The organism is Williamsia sp. 1135, assembly GCF_002095395.1.
In the GTDB taxonomy this organism is placed as follows: Bacteria; Actinomycetota; Actinomycetes; order Mycobacteriales; family Mycobacteriaceae; genus Williamsia.
The window spans coordinates 106,817-123,150 of record NZ_MJEI01000101.1; the positions used below are offsets into that span (position 1 = coordinate 106,817).

14 protein-coding genes are annotated in these 16,334 nt (G+C 65.9%); 6 read left to right on the forward strand and 8 right to left on the reverse strand.

Annotation, left to right across the window (positions count from 1 at the left end; genetic code table 11):
• Positions 1-10: 10 nt before the first annotated feature.
• A complete protein-coding gene (locus tag BFL43_RS20155) occupies positions 11-838 on the reverse strand; it encodes an alpha/beta hydrolase (RefSeq protein ID WP_084894241.1) in 828 nt (275 codons plus the stop codon).
• Between the two features lie 4 nt (positions 839-842).
• Positions 843-1,616, reverse strand: coding sequence for a fumarylacetoacetate hydrolase family protein (locus BFL43_RS20160; RefSeq protein WP_084894318.1), 774 nt, complete (start codon positions 1,614-1,616; stop codon positions 843-845).
• 123 nt (positions 1,617-1,739) lie between these two features.
• On the opposite strand from BFL43_RS20160, the gene BFL43_RS20165 reads away from it, so the two are divergent.
• Positions 1,740-2,942 carry an MFS transporter gene (locus BFL43_RS20165; RefSeq protein ID WP_084894242.1) on the forward strand — a complete coding sequence of 401 codons (1,203 nt, stop codon included), beginning with the start codon at positions 1,740-1,742 and terminating at the stop codon, positions 2,940-2,942.
• A 126-nt stretch (positions 2,943-3,068) separates the two neighbouring features.
• Here BFL43_RS20165 and BFL43_RS20170 read toward each other — a convergent pair whose 3' ends face one another.
• Both BFL43_RS20170 and serA read right to left on the reverse strand, forming a co-directional pair.
• On the reverse strand, positions 3,069-4,082 hold the full coding sequence (locus BFL43_RS20170; RefSeq protein ID WP_084894243.1) for a 3-isopropylmalate dehydrogenase: 1,014 nt from the start codon (positions 4,080-4,082) through the stop codon (positions 3,069-3,071).
• Positions 4,079-5,674, reverse strand: coding sequence for a phosphoglycerate dehydrogenase (gene serA, locus BFL43_RS20175; protein WP_084894244.1), 1,596 nt, complete (start codon positions 5,672-5,674; stop codon positions 4,079-4,081). Before serA ends, BFL43_RS20170 begins: the two co-directional genes overlap by 4 nt.
• 289 nt (positions 5,675-5,963) lie before the next feature.
• On the opposite strand from serA, the gene BFL43_RS20180 reads away from it, so the two are divergent.
• Together BFL43_RS20180 and BFL43_RS20185 are read left to right on the forward strand one after the other, a co-directional pair.
• The gene (locus BFL43_RS20180) at positions 5,964-6,626 is read left to right on the forward strand and encodes a peptidase S1 family protein (RefSeq protein ID WP_084894245.1); all 663 of its coding nucleotides are present in this window, start codon (positions 5,964-5,966) and stop codon (positions 6,624-6,626) included.
• A gap of 136 nt (positions 6,627-6,762) precedes the next feature.
• Positions 6,763-7,404 (forward strand): peptidase S1 family protein, encoded by a 642-nt coding sequence (locus BFL43_RS20185; protein WP_084894246.1) that lies wholly within the window; start codon positions 6,763-6,765, stop codon positions 7,402-7,404.
• A 256-nt stretch (positions 7,405-7,660) separates the two neighbouring features.
• On the opposite strand, the gene ilvC is transcribed toward BFL43_RS20185, so the two are convergent.
• The 3 genes from ilvC to BFL43_RS20200 all read right to left on the reverse strand — a co-directional run bounded on the left by ilvC (position 7,661) and on the right by BFL43_RS20200 (position 11,263).
• Positions 7,661-8,662: a ketol-acid reductoisomerase gene (ilvC, locus tag BFL43_RS20190; RefSeq protein WP_206186722.1), complete on the reverse strand. Its 1,002-nt coding sequence runs from the start codon at positions 8,660-8,662 to the stop codon at positions 7,661-7,663.
• Positions 8,663-8,741: 79 nt separating this feature from the next.
• Positions 8,742-9,248, reverse strand: coding sequence for an acetolactate synthase small subunit (gene ilvN / locus BFL43_RS20195; protein ID WP_084894248.1), 507 nt, complete (start codon positions 9,246-9,248; stop codon positions 8,742-8,744).
• Complete coding sequence (locus BFL43_RS20200) at positions 9,245-11,263, reverse strand: acetolactate synthase large subunit (RefSeq protein ID WP_084894249.1); 2,019 nt, start codon at positions 11,261-11,263, stop codon at positions 9,245-9,247. The genes ilvN and BFL43_RS20200 overlap by 4 nt, the downstream gene beginning before the upstream one ends.
• 273 nt (positions 11,264-11,536) lie before the next feature.
• On the opposite strand from BFL43_RS20200, the gene BFL43_RS20205 reads away from it, so the two are divergent.
• Together BFL43_RS20205 and ilvD are read left to right on the forward strand one after the other, a co-directional pair.
• Positions 11,537-12,031 (forward strand): PH domain-containing protein, encoded by a 495-nt coding sequence (locus BFL43_RS20205; protein WP_240498378.1) that lies wholly within the window; start codon positions 11,537-11,539, stop codon positions 12,029-12,031.
• Positions 12,032-12,105: 74 nt separating this feature from the next.
• A complete protein-coding gene (gene ilvD / locus BFL43_RS20210; RefSeq protein WP_084894250.1) occupies positions 12,106-13,953 on the forward strand; it encodes a dihydroxy-acid dehydratase in 1,848 nt (615 codons plus the stop codon).
• A 67-nt stretch (positions 13,954-14,020) separates the two neighbouring features.
• On the opposite strand, the gene BFL43_RS20215 is transcribed toward ilvD, so the two are convergent.
• The gene (locus BFL43_RS20215; protein WP_240498379.1) at positions 14,021-15,091 is read right to left on the reverse strand and encodes a DoxX family protein; all 1,071 of its coding nucleotides are present in this window, start codon (positions 15,089-15,091) and stop codon (positions 14,021-14,023) included.
• 100 nt (positions 15,092-15,191) lie between these two features.
• On the opposite strand from BFL43_RS20215, the gene BFL43_RS20220 reads away from it, so the two are divergent.
• On the forward strand, positions 15,192-16,334 hold the full coding sequence (locus tag BFL43_RS20220; RefSeq protein WP_084894320.1) for a PQQ-dependent sugar dehydrogenase: 1,143 nt from the start codon (positions 15,192-15,194) through the stop codon (positions 16,332-16,334).

Consider the following 16,334-nt stretch of genomic DNA (forward strand, 5'->3'; position numbering starts at 1 on the left):
CCGGGCGCACTCACCTCACGTTCGCCCGGAGGAAGTCGATGAGCAACGCGTTGACCTCGTCCGGTTGCTCCAGATAGCCGTAGTGCCCGGCCTCGGCGACTTCCCGGTATGTCGCACCGGGTATCGCATCCGCGACCTCTTTCGCGAGGTGCGGCGGCAGCGTCCGATCGTCGGCGAAACCGATCACCAACGCCGGCCGGGAGATCCCTGCGTACGCGGCAGTCCGGTTCGCCTCGCCCTCGTGCAGTTGGAGTTGGGCCCGTACGCCTGCGGTGACCTCCTGGCCGGAGAACTCGATCACGTCCAGCCAGTCGCGCACCTTCGTGTCGTCGTCGAGCGTGTGCCGGGACAGGTTGAGATGCGCGGTGATCGCGGCGTGATAGCGCGGCGGCAGCGTGATCTTCTTGTCGTACAGTTCGCGCTCCCCGACGGAGATCGACTCCTGCAGGGGACCGCTCCGCGCGTACGTCGCGATCATCGCCACGCAGTTCACGACATCGGGCCGGGCGAGAGCGAGCTCCTGGGTGATCTTGGCGCCCAACGAGGTTCCGATCACGGCCGCAGGACCAGCACCGAGATGCTCGATGAGCGCAGCGGTGTCGGCCACCATGTCGGCGATCGTGAATCCAGCGGGACACTCACTCGACGGCGCGATACCGCGGTTGTCGAACGTGACGACTCGATACCCGGCCTTGACCAGGGCCGGCTGCTGATTGGCTTTCCATACGCGGCCTGGACTGCCGGTGCCCATCACCATCACCACGAGCGGCCCTTCGCCGGAGTCCTCGTAGCTGATCGTAATACCGTTGACCTGAGCGGTTTTGGGTTGCTGACGCACTTCCCTACCCCCTATCGGCGACCGGGTTGGTGAGTGTTCCGATACCTTCGATCGTCACACTGACCTTCTGACCGGCGTCCATCGGTCCGATACCTTCCGGGGTTCCCGTGAGGATGACGTCGCCGGGCAAGAGCGTCATGACCGCACTGATCCATTCCACGATCTCACCGACGTCGTGCAGCAATAGACTCGTACGGCTCCGCTGCTTGACCTCACCGTCGAGCTCGGTGCGGATCTCCAGATCGCTGGGATCGAGCTCTGTTTCGATCCATGGGCCCAGCGGGCAGAAGGTGTCGTGCCCCTTGCCACGCGTCCATTGCCCGTCGGCCTTCTGCTGATCGCGGGCGGTGACGTCGTTGCCGATGGTGTACCCGAGGATGACGTCTTTGGCCGCCGAAGCCTTCACGTCGCGGCACGGCCGACCGATCACGATCGCCAATTCGCCCTCGTAGTCGACGCGATCGGAGGATTTCGGGCGCAGGATGGGTACCTGTGGTCCGATGATCGAGGTGTTCGGCTTGATGAAGATCACCGGATTCTCCGGCGCCTCGCCACCCATTTCAGCAGCATGAGCCGCGTAGTTCTTACCGATACAGATCACCTTGCTGGCGAGAATCGGCGCCAGCAACCGGGTGTCGGCGAGGGGCCAACTCCGCCCGGTGAAGGTGGGTGTACCGAAGGGATGTTCGGCGATTTCACGTGCCGTCTCGGCACCGTCCTCACCCTCGATACTGACAAAGGCGACCCCGTCGGGGCTGGCAATTCGACCTAGACGCATGGTCGCCACACTATCGCACCAGCGGTGTCTCAACCTGCGGGAGACCGGCTTGGCCGAACCGGTGGGGTGTTTTAGAATGTGGTCATCGTATTCCACATATTGAGATCTGAGGAGGTTCGCATCATGCCCACCGACACCCGACGCTGGGTGATGCTCGCAGCCTCCCTCCTCGGCGCGATGGCGACCACCTGTGTCGTCAGCGGAGTCGCGTTCCTCATCCCGGAATTGCACAGGACCGAAGACCTGTCGCTGGCCCAGGCATCCACTCTGGCAGCAGTACCCATGGTCGGATTGCTGCTGTCGACGATTGCGTGGGGATTCGCGTTGGACCGTTTCGGTGAACGCCGAATCCTGTTGCTGTCGCTGACCCTGACGGTCGTCGCGACCGGATCGGCATGCCTGGCAGACGCACTCGACGCGTCAGAGTTCGTCCTGGGCGCCCTGCTGCTCGTCGCCGGCATCACGTCCGCGGCAACCAACGGCGCCGGTGGCCGGATCGTGGTCGGCTGGTTCCCGCCCGAGCGTCGCGGTACGGCCATGGGCGTCCGGCAGATGGCACAGCCGCTGGGTATCGGGGTCTGCGCCCTGACCATGCCCGTGCTGGCTGAAAAATACGGCGTGACAGCGGGTTTGGCTGTTCCCTTTGTTGTGACGATCCTCGCCACGATCTTTGTCGCGGCGGTGATCATCGACCCGCCCCGCGAGAAGATGGCCGATGGATCGGCGATCACGTCACCGAACCCCTACCGGGGAAGCACTTTCTTGCCGCGAGTGCACGGGGTGAGCATCCTGCTGTCGATCCCCCAATCGATGCTCTGGACGTTCGTTCCGGCATGGCTGATCGTGCAGCACGAGTGGTCGGCGCTGACCGCCGGCGTCCTGGTGACGATCAGCCAGGTGCTCGGCGCCTTCGGTCGCATCGCGGCAGGCCGATGGTCGGATTCATGGGGCTCTCGAACCAAACCCATCCGGCTCATCGCCATCGGCGCAACGGCATCGGTGGGCCTGTTGGCGTTCACCGACTGGCTCGACAGCCCGACCGCCGCCCTCGTCATGGTGGTCGCGAGTGTGATCACGGTGGCGGACAACGGATTGGCGTTCACGGCCATCGCCGAGTTCGCCGGTCCGCAGTGGAGTGGCCGCGGCCTGGCCATACAGAACACCGGGCAGTACCTCTGGATGGCGGCGTCCACCCCGGTATTCGGGTTGGCGATCGGCGCGTTCGGCTACCCGGCGGCGTTCCTGCTCTCAGCAGCCGCACCCGCGGTCGCGATCGGTCTGGTGCCGGCGGACGAAGAACGAAAGACCGCGGTCACCGTGTCCTGAGTGACCGAACTCAGGTTGAGCTCCGCTTCGCTTCGTCTCCAAAAAATTCGCGCCACCTGCATGCGAACGCGCCAGTTGCAGCTGGCGCGAACGCACGGAGGTGGCGCGAATTCGGTTCGGAGGGGTTCAGCCGAGTGCGGCGCGGATCCTGGTGCCGGTCTCGGTCGTGGTCACCGGGGTGTCGCCGCGGCTCGCCAGGTCGGCGGACACCGCCTGATCGATCCGGTCTGCCTCGGCGTCGTGGCCGAGATGACGCAGCAGCAGCGCGACCGACAGTATTGCTGCGGTCGGATCGGCTTTGCCCTGACCGGCGATGTCCGGTGCGCTGCCGTGGACCGGCTCGAACATCGACGGATTGGTGCCGGTGGCGTCGATGTTGCCCGACGCCGCGAGGCCGATGCCGCCGCTGACCGCACCGGCGATGTCGGTGATGATGTCGCCGAACAGGTTGTCGGTGACGATCACGTCGTAGCGACCCGGATCGGTGACCATGTAGATGGTGGCCGCGTCGATGTGGTTGTAGGCCACGGTGACATCCGGGAACTCGACCGCGACCTCGTCGACTGCCCGCTTCCACAGCGACCCGGCAAACGTGAGCACATTGGTCTTGTGGATCAGGGTCAGATGCTTACGGCGACTCTGCGCACGCGCGAATGCGTCGCGGACAACCCGTTCGACACCGAACCGGGTGTTGACGCTGACCTCGGTGGCGATCTCGTGCGGGGTGCCGACGCGAATGGCACCACCGTTGCCGGTGTACGGGCCTTCGGTGCCCTCGCGGACGACGACGAAGTCGATCTCGGGATTGCCCGCCAGCGGCGACGCGACACCCGGGAAGAGCTTGCTCGGACGGAGGTTCACATGGTGATCGAGGGCGAACCGCATCTTCAGCAGCAGCCCGCGCTCGAGGATGCCGGGCGTCACCGACGGGTCGCCGATGGCGCCCAACAGAATTGCGTCGTGGCCGCGGATGGCGTCGAGATCCTCGTCGGTCAAGAGCTCGCCTGTGCGGTGGTAACGCTGTGCGCCCAGGTCGAACTCCGTGGTCTCGACGCCGGGCAGCACCTGATCCAGGACAGACAACGCCTCGTCGATGACCTCGGGGCCGATGCCGTCGCCTTTGATGACTGCGAGTTTCATGACAGGTCGACCTGTTCGATCAGGGTGGCCTCGACGGCCTCACCGATGGCCGTGATGACGGCGTCCGGGATCTGCTGGCTCACGCGCAACAGGATCGTAGCGCCTTCGCCCTCGGCATCCTGGGACAAGCCGGCAGCCTGGATGTCGATCCCGGCGTTGCCGAGCAGGGTGCCGATCTTACCGAGCGAGCCGGGCTGATCTCCGTACGAGACGACGAGGTTGAGGCCCTCGGCACGCAGGTCGAAGTTGCGGCTGTTGATGTTGACGATTTTCTGGACCTCGGCCGGCCCGGAGAGGGTGCCCGCCACGTTGAGGACCGTGCCGTCGCCGAACACTGCGCGCAGATCGACGAGGTTGCGGTGGTTCGGGCTCTCGGAGGCGGTGGTCACCTCTGAGGTGACGCCACGCTCGGCAGCCAGCGACGGAGCGTTGACGAACGTGACCGGCTCCTCGATGACCGCCGAGAACAGACCCCGCAGCGCGGAGAGCCCCAGGACGTCGACGCTCTTGACGGCGATCTCACCGCGCACATCGACGGTGAGGTTGGCCGGCACCTGACCGGACAGGGCACCGACGAGGACACCGAGCTTGCGGACGAGTTCGAGCCACGGCGCGACCTCGTCGTCCACGGTGCCGCCGGTGATGTTGACGGCGTCGGGGACGAAATGGCCCGCCAGCGCCAGCCGCACGCTCTTCGCGACATCGGTGCCCGCGCGGTCCTGCGCCTCGGACGTCGACGCGCCAAGGTGCGGGGTCACCACGACCTGCGGGAGTTCGAACAGCGGCGAATCGGTGCACGGCTCGGTGGCGTAGACGTCGAGGCCTGCGCCGAAGACGTGTCCGGAGTTGATGGCGTCGGCGAGGGCCTGCTCGTCGATCAGTCCGCCGCGCGCGGCGTTGACGACGATGACGCCCTTCTTCGTGCGGGCCAGTTCGTCGGCACCGATCAGACCCAGCGTCTCGGGGGTCTTGGGCAGGTGCACCGAGAACATGTCTGCGCGTTCGAGCAGTTCGTCGAGCGTCACCAGCTCGATGCCGAGCTGCGCGGCGCGCGCCGGCGACACGTAGGGGTCGTAGGCGATGATGTTGGTCTCGAATGCAGCCAGACGCTGCGCGAACAGCTGGCCGATACGGCCGAGGCCCACGACGCCGACGGTCTTGCCGAAGATCTCGACACCGTTGAACTTCGAACGCTTCCAGGTGTGCTCGCGCAGGGTGGCGTCGGCGGCGGGGATCTGACGCGCCGCGGACAGCAGCAGACTCACCGCGTGCTCGGCGGCCGTGTGGATGTTCGACGTCGGGGCGTTGACGACCATGACACCGCGCTCGGTCGCCGCCGGGACGTCGACGTTGTCGAGGCCGACACCCGCGCGGGCAATGATCTTGAGGTTCGGTCCGGCCGCGAGGACCTCCGCATCGACCTGCGTTGCGGAACGAACCAGGATGGCGTCGGCGTCCTTCACCGCTTCGAGCAATTTGGGACGATCGGGCCCGTCGACCCAGCGCACCTCGACATCCTCACCGAGGGCGGCAACGGTGGACTGTGCCAGTTTGTCGGCGATCAAGACGATTGGGCGGCCGGTGGGGCTCACGGTTTTTCTCCTGCGGTCAGGCAATGTCCGGCGCATTACGCCGGACTCACGATGGTGGCAACTCCAGCGATCAGCTTAGTGGCCGCCTGCGGTGCCTTCACCCCCGGCCTCTTGCTCGCCGACCGCGCGGACCTGCGCCGATGCCGCGTAACGATTCGCTCCGAGGTAAACCGCCTGTCTGTGACATGCATTACCGTTATATTGCAACCGGGCCGGGGGACGGAACGCAGCGCAGTTCGACCGTAAGCGCCGCGATCCACGAGGACGCCCGTAGACGAATGGGGATCGAATGCTCAGGAAACTGCTCGCTCTGTGCGCAGCACTCGCGACTGTCGTACTCCTGCTGAGCGGGGTGAGCACCGCAACCGCGGCTCCGTCGAAGGTGGCGCTGGGCGGCGGGTCGGGAATCCTTGTCCTCAGAGGTGGCAACAGTGCGTCGGCGTGCACGCTGACGACCATCGGCTATGACAACAAGGGCGGCCTGTACGGCCTGACAGCAGCGCATTGCGGCGAAGGCGGACAGCGCGTCGCCTCCGAACAGCAACAGAACCGCGGCGTGCTCGGCCGCATCACCTTCTCCAACCACAAACTCGATTACGCGATCATCTCTTTCGACCAGGACAAGGTCGTCCCCACCCGGACGGTCGGCAGTGTGACCATCCGCGGCGTACAGACCACTCCCCCGAACTTCGGCACCATCGCCTGTAAGGAAGGCCGGACCACCGGCAACAGCTGTGGGGTCACCTGGTTCTCCAACGGCGCCGAGCACATCAGTCAGATCTGCGTCACCGAGGGAGACTCCGGCAGTCCGGTCGTCGTCGGCGACAGACTGATCGGCATGGTCAACGCGTACTACTTCGTCGGCTGCATCGGCCCCGAGACCGGCACCAACATCAAGCCGATCCTGACGGACCTGCCCAAACGCGGCGTAGAAGGGTTCCGCGTCTACTGATCGGGTTCTTGTCCGGCTACCGGCCCGGACAACCGGCGATGTCCTCCGGCCTCCGTTACGGTCATCACACCCCCGCTCCTTCGGGGGCTCGGCGTCGGGAATCGAGAAACCAATGGTTCGCAGGGCGGTAGTGGCAATGATCGGCGCGCTCGCCGTGCTGACCGGTTCCGCGATCGCCCCGGCCACCGCGATCCCCTCCCAGGCGAAGGCACCACTCGGCGGCGGCACCGGAATCGTGATCGAGCAGTGGGACGGCACGGCAGCCATCTGCACGCTGACCACCATCGGCCATGATCAGGACGGCAACCTCATTGGTCTCACCGCCGGCCACTGCGGGGACCCGGGGCAATCGGTCCTCTCGGAACTGTGGCCACCGAAGCACCCACTCGGCGTCATCGCCGAAGTCGACACCGACCTCGACTACGCGCTGATCCATTTCGACGAACGCCGCGTCGAACCCCTTCGGACGGTGGGCCGGGTGACCATCGACTCGGTTCAGATGGCGCCGCCGCACTTCCCCGACATCGCCTGCAAGGACGGCCGGACCACCGGACACACCTGCGGCGTCGTCTGGATCTCGGGCCACGAGGTCCACATATCGCAGATGTGTGTCATCGAGGGCGACTCGGGTGCCCCGGTAGTTCTCGGCACACGCCTCGTCGGCATGGTGAATGCGTACTTCGAAGTCGCCTGTGCGGGCCCGGAAAAGGGAACCAACATCGGCCCCATCATGAGGGCTTTAAAAGCCCGAGGGATCACAGGCTTCACGTTGGCATGAAATGGGCCCCTGCGAAGGGCTTGAAAGCTGGCACCGCCCGCGTGCGGCCCGCGTGCTCTGGACGAGGGAGCGAGGGAGCGCAGCGACTGAGTCGACTGAGGAAGAGCACGCGATAAAGGGCCGCACGCCCCGCGTAGCGAAGCGGAGCGAAAAGACACAGCTGGTGAGACGAGCACCCAAGCCCAACACAGCGCGTGAGCCGAAAACAAAACAGCCCCGAGCAAACGCCCGGGGCTGTTTTGAAAGCTACTGCAATTCAAGCAGTTTCGGTGATCGGACGATCAACCCAGCTCATCAGGTCACGCAGCTTCTGGCCGGTGACCTCGATGGGGTGCTCAGCGTTCTGCTTGCGCAGGCTTTCGAGCTCCTTGTTGCCGCCTTCGACGTTGGCGACGAGTCGCTTGACGAAGGTGCCGTCCTGGATGTCCTTGAGGATGCCCTGCATGCGCTCTTTGGTGCCCGAGTCGATGACGCGAGGGCCGGAGACGTAGCCACCGAACTCGGCGGTGTCGGAGACCGAGTAGTTCATGCGGGCGATGCCGCCTTCGTACATGAGGTCGACGATGAGCTTGAGCTCGTGCAGCACCTCGAAGTACGCCATCTCGGGCGCGTAGCCGGCTTCGACCATGACCTCGAAGCCGATCTTGACGAGCTCTTCGGTGCCGCCGCAGAGCACGGCCTGCTCGCCGAAGAGGTCGGTCTCGGTCTCTTCTTTGAACGTGGTCTTGATGACACCCGCGCGGGCTCCACCGATGGCGGCCGCGTAGCTCAGGGCCAGCGCCTCGCCGTTGCCCTTGGGGTCCTGATCGACCGCGATGAGGCAGGGCACGCCCTTGCCGTCGACGTACTGGCGACGCACGAGGTGGCCGGGGCCCTTGGGGGCGACCATGCCGACGGTGATGTTGTCGGCCGGTTCGATGAGGTCGAAGTGGATGTTCAGGCCGTGGCCGAAGAACAGCGCGTCGCCGTCGTTGAGGTTGGGCTCGATCTCGTCTTTGAAGATCTTGGCCTGCGAGGTGTCCGGGGCGAGCACCATGATGACGTCGGCCCAGGCGGCGGCCTCGGCTGCGGTGAGCACCTTGAGGCCCTGCTCCTCGGCCTTGGCGCGCGATGCGCTGCCCTCGCGCAGACCGATCACGACCTCGACGCCCGAATCACGCAGGCTCAGCGAGTGCGCGTGTCCCTGGCTGCCGTATCCGATGACCGCAACCTTGCGGCCCTGGATGATCGACAGGTCGGCATCGTCGTCGTAGAACATCTCGACTGCCACTTGACTTCCCTTCTTCGGTGAATCTCCCGGCCCTCTTTGGCCAGGGATCAGTACTTGGTTTCGATATCTAGCGAGTTGCCGACATGCTCTTCGGTCCGCGGCCCAGGGCGACGATGCCCGACTGGGCGATCTCCCGGATGCCGTACGGATCGAGCATCTTCAGCAGCGCCTCGAGCTTGTCCGGGGTGCCGGTCGCCTCGACGGTGATCGATTCGGGCGACACGTCGATAACTTTCGCACGGAACAGGTTCACGACTTCGATCACCTCTCCGCGCGCAGATGCGTCGGACCGCACCTTGATCATCATCAGTTCGCGAGCGACCGAGGTCTCCGGGTCCTGCTCGACGATCTTGATCACGTTGATCAGCTTGTTGAGCTGCTTGGTGACCTGCTCCAGTGGGAAGTCCTCGACCGAGACCATGATGGTCATTCGCGAGACACCCTTGAGTTCGGTGGCGCCGACGGCGAGCGACTCGATGTTGAAGCCGCGACGAGAGAACAGTGAGGACACCCGGGCGAGGACACCCGGCCGGTCCTCCACGAGCACGCTCAGGGTGTGATGGGTGGTGGTCACTGCTGCTCGCCTTTCTCGTCGGATTCGCGCAGCGAACCGACCGCTTCGACCCCGCGGACATTGCCTGCGGAAGCCTGGGGATCTTGACCGGGCTCGGTGGACGCCTCGGCATCGTCGTCGAACAACGGACGGATGCCACGGGCCGCCATGATCTCGTCGTTGCCGGTGCCGGCAGCGACCATCGGCCACACCTGTGCGTCGGCACCGACGACGAAGTCGATCACGACCGGGCGGTCGTTGATGGCACGCGCCTCGGCGAGCACAGCATCGACGTCTTCCTCGCGCTCACAACGCAATCCGACACAGCCGAGCGCCTCGGCCAGCTTCAGGAAGTCCGGGATGCGCACCGATGTCTCGGTGTTGTGGGTCGACAGATTCGTGTTGGAGTACCGCTCTTCGTAGAACAGGGTCTGCCACTGCCGGACCATGCCCAGGTTGCCGTTGTTGATGACGGCGACCTTGATGGGGATGCCTTCGATGGCGCAGGTGGCCAGTTCCTGATTGGTCATCTGGAAGCAGCCGTCGCCGTCGATGGCCCACACCTCGGTGTCGGGCATGCCCTGCTTGGCGCCCATGGCGGCGGGCACCGCGTATCCCATGGTGCCCAGTCCACCCGAGTTGAGCCAGGTTCGTGGCTTCTCGTACGAGATGAACTGCGCCGCCCACATCTGGTGCTGTCCGACACCGGAACAGTAGATCGCGTCGGGTCCGGCAGCCTTGCCGATCGCCGAGATGACGAACTCCGGCGACATCGAACCGTCCGCCGGACGGTCGTAGCTCAGCGGGTACGTACGCCGGATTCCGTCGAGGTACGACCACCAGGTACTCAGGTCGGGCGCGGCGGTCGTGGTGGCGCGCTCGTCGCGCACCGCTTCGACCAGTTCGGAGATCACCGCGCCGCAGTCGCCCACGATGGGGACATCTGCATGCCGGTTCTTGCCGATCTCTGCGGGATCGATGTCCGCGTGGATCACCTTGGCATCAGGGGCGAACGAGTCGAGCATGCCGGTGACACGGTCATCGAAGCGAGCGCCGAGGGTGATCAGCAGGTCGCTCCGTTGCAACGCGGCCACCGCGGCGACGGTGCCGTGCATTCCTGGCATTCCCAGATGTTGCTTGTGGCTGTCCGGGAAAGCGCCGCGGGCCATGAGGGTGGTGACCACGGGGACGCCTGTCAGTTCTGCGAGTTCGAGGAGTTGTTCTGAGGCATTGGCCTTGATGACACCGCCGCCGACGTACAGCACCGGAGAGGTGGCTGCCGCGATCAGCCGCGCTGCCTCCCGAACCTGCTTGCCGTGCGGTTTGGTGACGGGCCGGTAGCCCGGCAGGTCGAGCTGCGGCGGCCACGAGAACGTGGTCTGCGCCTGCAGCACGTCCTTGGGGATGTCCACCAAAACCGCACCGGGACGACCACTTTCGGCGATGTAGAAGGCCTCGGCCATCACCTTGGCGATCTCGGCGCCGTTGTTGACGAGGAAGTTGTGCTTGGTCACCGGCATGGTGATGCCGGAGATGTCGGCCTCCTGGAAAGCGTCGGTCCCGATGAGCGACCGACCCACCTGGCCGGTGATCGCGACGATGGGCACCGAATCCATCTGGGCATCTGCGAGCGGGGTCACGAGATTGGTGGCACCGGGGCCCGAGGTCGCGATGCACACTCCGACCCGACCGGTCGCCTGCGCGTATCCGGTGGCCGCGTGACCCGCGCCCTGCTCGTGGCGGACGAGAATATGGCGGACCTGCTCGGAGTCGAGGAGCGGGTCGTAGACCGGCAGCACTGCGCCGCCGGGAATACCGAATACAGAGGTGACGCCGAGCTCCTCGAGGGCGCGCACGACCGCCTTCGCGCCGCTGACACGTTCCGGTGCTACCGTGCGCCGCTGCGCGGCCGCGGCCGTAGGTACTGGCGAGCCGTTACCCGACTGGCGCCGCGGGGCTGCGGGCCCTTTGGCCTGCTGCGATCCCGGACCGCCTGGGTGCGACCCCGGCTGGGTGCGTGCTGCTGGTGCGCTCACTGCACTTCCCTCTGCTCTGATGCCGCGGCCTGGGGCCGCGTGCGTCGGTGGACAACAAAAAACCCCCGACAGCAGGTGCTGTGCGAGGGTGGCGCGTCGATGCTTTGTGAGTACTCGTTGTACTCGGTCAGGCGTTGACGCGCCGGCCGAGTACGAGAATCTGTTTTTGCATCACAGTGAGTCAGGCTAGGACTGTGTGCTGCGGTGAGTCAAACTTGGTCACCGTACATCCCACATGATGAGACAGCCTCGGCGGGATGAAACAATGAGGCCGTGTCTGAGCCACAAGTCATCGAGCTGCCCGCGGAGTTCCGTATCCACCCGATCGCGTACTTCGCCGTCTTCATGATGGGTGTGTCCGCGCTCGTACTGGCAGGTGTGTCACTGCCCTACCTCGGCTGGACGCTGGCGCTACCGATCGTGGTCGCCATCTGGGTACGACGATTGCGCACCATCGTGACCGAAGACGGCGTGACGTCGGTGACGCTGCGCGGGCGCAGGTCGGCCACGTGGGAGCAGATCTCGGGACTGCAGTTTCCGCGGTGGGGTGCCGTCCGCGCCGTACTCGACGACAAATCGCACCTCATCCTGCCCGCGATCAGTTTCCGCGATCTACCGCGGCTGTCGGCCGCGAGCCGGGGCCGAATTCCCGACCCCTACGCCATCGACAGTCCTGACGCCGAGCGCATCGACGCCGACGAGACCCAGCCGAGCTCGACCAAGCCAACCGACCCGGCCGACAAGGGCATCGACAAGGGCTCGGAGTAGCCTGAACTGCGCAAGTTCTCCCCCTCGCAGCCCAGAGGCGGAGTCGGCCCGAGTCAGTCGAGGAACGAATAGCCATGCCGCAGTTGAGGTCACGCACAACCACCGTCGGACGCAATGCAGCCGGAGCGCGCTCACTCTGGCGCGCCACCGGCATGACCGACGACGACTTCGGCAAACCGATTGTCGCTATTGCCAATTCGTACACCCAGTTCGTGCCCGGCCATGTCCATCTCAAGGATGTCGGTGAGATCGTGGCCGACGCGGTTCGGGCCGCCGGTGGAGTGCCCCGCGAGTTCCACACGATCGCCGTCGACGACGGGATCGCGATGGGCCACGACGGGATGCTCTACTCGCTTCCGAGCCGCGAGATCATCGCGGACTCCGTCGAGTACATGGTGAACGCGCACACCGCCGACGCCCTGGTCTGTATCTCGAACTGCGACAAGATCACCCCCGGGATGCTCAATGCCGCGATGCGGCTCAACGTCCCCACCGTGTTCGTGTCCGGCGGACCGATGGAGGCCGGCAAGGCCGTGGTGGTCGATGGCACCGTCCATCCGTCCTCGGACCTGATCACCTCGATCTCCGCGTCGGCCAACGACGCCGTCGACGAGGCCGCCCTCCGCGAAGTCGAGCTCGCGGCATGCCCCACGTGTGGATCGTGCTCGGGCATGTTCACCGCCAACTCGATGAACTGCCTGACCGAGGCCCTCGGTCTGGCGCTACCGGGCAACGGTTCGACACTGGCCACGCATGAAGCGCGGCGGGGACTGTTCACCAAGGCAGGCCAGGTGATCGTCGAGGCGGCTCTGCGTTACTACCGCGATGACGACGAGTCGGTGCTCCCCCGAAACATCGCCACCCCCACCGCCTTCCGGAACGCCATGGCCCTCGATGTCGCCATGGGTGGATCCACCAACACCGTCCTGCACGTGCTCGCCGCCGCACAGGAGGGTGAGGTCGAGGGCTTCGACCTCGGAGTCATCGACGACATCAGCCGCAAGGTCCCGTGCCTGTCGAAGGTGTCACCCAACTCCGATTACCACATGGAAGACGTTCATCGGGCCGGCGGAATCGCGGCCATCCTCGGCGAGCTGCGCCGCGCGGGTCTCATCGACGACACCACCAGTACCGTTCACTCGCCGACCCTCGCGACGTTCTTGGACGACTGGGACATCCGCAGTGGCACCGCCACCGACGAGGCGCTCGAGCTGTTCCACGCCGCTCCGGGAGGGGTGCGCACCACGACGCCGTTCTCGACCGAGAATCGCTGGGATTCTCTCGACACCGACGCCGCGGGTGGATGCATCCGCGACCTCGAACACGCCTACACCGTCGAAGGTGGCCTGTGCGTGCTCAAGGGCAACCTCGCCGTCGACGGCGCCGTGCTGAAGACCGCAGGCATCGACGAGGACCTCTGGCATTTCCAGGGACCGGCCCGCGTCGTGGAGTCGCAGGACGAGGCCGTGCAAGTGATCTTGAGCAAGACCATCAAGGCCGGAGAGGTCCTGGTCGTGCGCTACGAGGGCCCGGCGGGCGGTCCCGGAATGCAGGAGATGCTGCACCCGACCGCGTTCATGAAGGGCACCGGCATGGGCAAGAGGTGCGCGCTCGTCACCGACGGCCGGTTCTCCGGGGGCTCATCAGGACTCTCGATCGGACACGTCTCCCCTGAAGCCGCCGCGGGCGGGGTCATCGGGCTCATCGAAGACGGCGATCAGGTCCTGATCGATGTGAAGACCCGCAAACTCGAGGTTCTCGTCGACGACGAGGTGCTCGCCGACCGTCGCGCGAAGATGGATGCCGCCGAGCGGCCGTGGCAGCCGAGAGAGCATCGCGAACGCAAGGTGACCACGGCTCTGCGCGCCTACGCCAAGCTGGCCACCTCGGCGGACAAGGGTGCGGTCCGCCAGGTCGACTGACCCGATTTTGGTGGGTTCCGGCGAGTGTTTCCGCAGGTCACGGTCGCCAGAACCCACCACTTTCGGACTACGGGACGGGGTTGCCCGGTGACTCGAACGGGTTGGTGCCGTTGAAGAGGAACCAGATGACCACCGGCGCAGCGATGCCGACGACCAACCAGGCGACCGAACCGATGAACGGTCTCGTCGCCCAGCCCCGCCCGAAGTCGAGGGAGATGCGGCCCGGCCCGGTGAGGATGATGACCGCGGCAGCGAGACCGAGGAACAACTCGTACTCGATGCCGCCGCCGGTGAAGTCGGGGTCGGCGGCGAAGAACCAGACGCCGCCGGCGAGAGTGGCCTTGTAGGCCGCCGCGATGGTCATCACGCCCAGCACCGCCGAACCCGCGATCGGGGTCAGCAGCCCGAGTACCAACATGAGTCCGCCGATGGTCTCCGAGAGCGCACCGAGAATCGCCAGTGGCTTCGCGGCGTCCGAGCTGAACCCGATGTTGGTGTTGGCGGCGTTCAGGAGGTAGTCCTCGAAACCGCTGAGCCGCGGACCATTCCACCAGCCGAACAGCTTTTGACTTCCGTGTGCCATCGCGATCAGACCGACTCCGACGCGCAGCAGCAACAACCCGAGATCGAGGGTGCCGCGGCGGGCAGGAATCTCTGTGACGAGTGGCTCGATGGGTTCCGGTTCGGCAGGGCCCCGCAGCGCGAAGTCGTCGTCGTCGTCGTAGCGCGGCGCAGGTCCGTGCTCGCGGTGGAAGTCGTCGCGGTCGACGACCCCCGCCGGGATCCGGGTGGTGTGGGCGGAGGGGGCGCCGACGACGTCGGTGTCCTGATCGGCGACGTCGTCGCGGATGAACGGGTCCGCTCCGGGAGGATTGGGCCCTGGAGAACTCGGCCCGGGAGAATTGCTCACCGCCTGCTTGCGCAGCGTGGGGATCTGCTCGGTCTCCTCGAGATCGTCGTCGAATCGGGCCGCTTCGTCTTGGCCTGCCTTGTTCGACCGGTACGGGGCGTATCCGTAGGCGCCGGTCTCACCTTCGGCCGGGTAGGGCTCGTTTGCCCGCGTCACGGGCAACTCGATCTGTTCGGTGGGCTCGTCGTATGGGCTCGACCCTTGGCCGTCGGGATCTCGTTCGGTCACCCTAGTGACCTTAGAGGCATGTCGGTCGAACGCATCCTTGCCCTGGGCACGGCGCGCCCGATCAGACGTCTCGCCCCACCAGATCAGTAGTGTGGACGCCATGACAACGCCCCACCGGTCTGCGATCGCGCGGATCGTGATCATGCTGGTGGCGGCCGCCGTGGTGGTGACCGGATGTTCGGGCGGATTCGCCGAGCAGGACCGCAACCGGGAGGCCGGCGACTTCTCCACGAACATCAATCCCCCGATGCAGCAGCCGGAACAGACGCCGCCGAGCACACCGCCCGCGGATCCCGGCGCCCCGACGGGCCCCTGCCCTGATCCGGACCCGACCGTGATCGCCACCTGCTTGGACGCGACCAGCGGTCTGATCGCAGCCAGCGCGGACGCCACGTCGACCGTGGTGGCCCAGCGCACGAGCGGCAAGATCGTCCGCACCAAACGGGGTGGACCGACGGTGGACATCGCTTCGTTCGACGTCGACGCCTCGGGTGACGGCGGTCTGCTCGACTTCACACCTTCCCCCGACTACGCGCAGGACCAGTTGATGTACGCGTACATCACCACCCCCACCGACAACCGGGTGGTACGCCTGGCCCCAGGCGACGTGCCGAAGCCGATCCTCACCGGTATCCCCAAGGGCGACACCGGCAACATGGGCACGATCCACTTCAAGAGTCCGGGCGAACTGCTGGTGGCCACCGGAGACGCAGGCGATCCCGCTGCCGCCGCAGACCCGGGCTCACTGGCCGGGAAATTGTTGTCGGTGACCGATCTGTCGTCGGGTGGCAACACTCCCCCGAGGGTGCTCACCAGCGGCCTCGGCCAGAACCCCGCGCTGTGTCCGGACGTGGTCACCGGCGCCCTGTACCTGAGCGACCGTGCGCCTGCGGAGGATCGCCTGCAGTTGATCAGCCCGACCGGCGTCGGACGCACGCTGTGGACGTGGCCCGACAAGCCCGAGACCGCAGGCTGCGCAGCCGTCAACGGGGTGATCATGGTGTCGCAGACGAGGACTCAGCGATTACAGGCCATCACCGCGCCGACGGAGGAGAAGCCCACCACGGCCGAGCCCATGACGGTGCTGGAGCGGCGCTACGGCGCGCTCGGGCGCCTGACCGCAGTTCCCGCGGGGCTCTTCCAGGTCGGCACCGTGAACAAGCAGACCGGTACCGCGGGCCCCACCGATGATCGCGTGATCATCATCCCGATGCCGCAGGGTCCCGCCGACACCAACGTCTGA

What these genes read in the sequence shown, in the direction of transcription:
- BFL43_RS20160 (WP_084894318.1), bottom strand. Translation starts at nt 1,616, where the DNA reads ATGCGTCTAGGTCGAATTGCCAGCCCCGACGGGGTCGCCTTTGTCAGT.
- BFL43_RS20165 (WP_084894242.1), top strand. Translation starts at nt 1,740, where the DNA reads ATGCCCACCGACACCCGACGCTGGGTGATGCTCGCAGCCTCCCTCCTC.
- BFL43_RS20170 (WP_084894243.1), bottom strand. Translation starts at nt 4,082, where the DNA reads ATGAAACTCGCAGTCATCAAAGGCGACGGCATCGGCCCCGAGGTCATC.
- BFL43_RS20180 (WP_084894245.1), top strand. Translation starts at nt 5,964, where the DNA reads ATGCTCAGGAAACTGCTCGCTCTGTGCGCAGCACTCGCGACTGTCGTA.
- BFL43_RS20185 (WP_084894246.1), top strand. Translation starts at nt 6,763, where the DNA reads ATGATCGGCGCGCTCGCCGTGCTGACCGGTTCCGCGATCGCCCCGGCC.
- ilvC (WP_206186722.1), bottom strand. Translation starts at nt 8,662, where the DNA reads ATGTTCTACGACGACGATGCCGACCTGTCGATCATCCAGGGCCGCAAG.
- ilvD (WP_084894250.1), top strand. Translation starts at nt 12,106, where the DNA reads ATGCCGCAGTTGAGGTCACGCACAACCACCGTCGGACGCAATGCAGCC.
- BFL43_RS20220 (WP_084894320.1), top strand. Translation starts at nt 15,192, where the DNA reads ATGACAACGCCCCACCGGTCTGCGATCGCGCGGATCGTGATCATGCTG.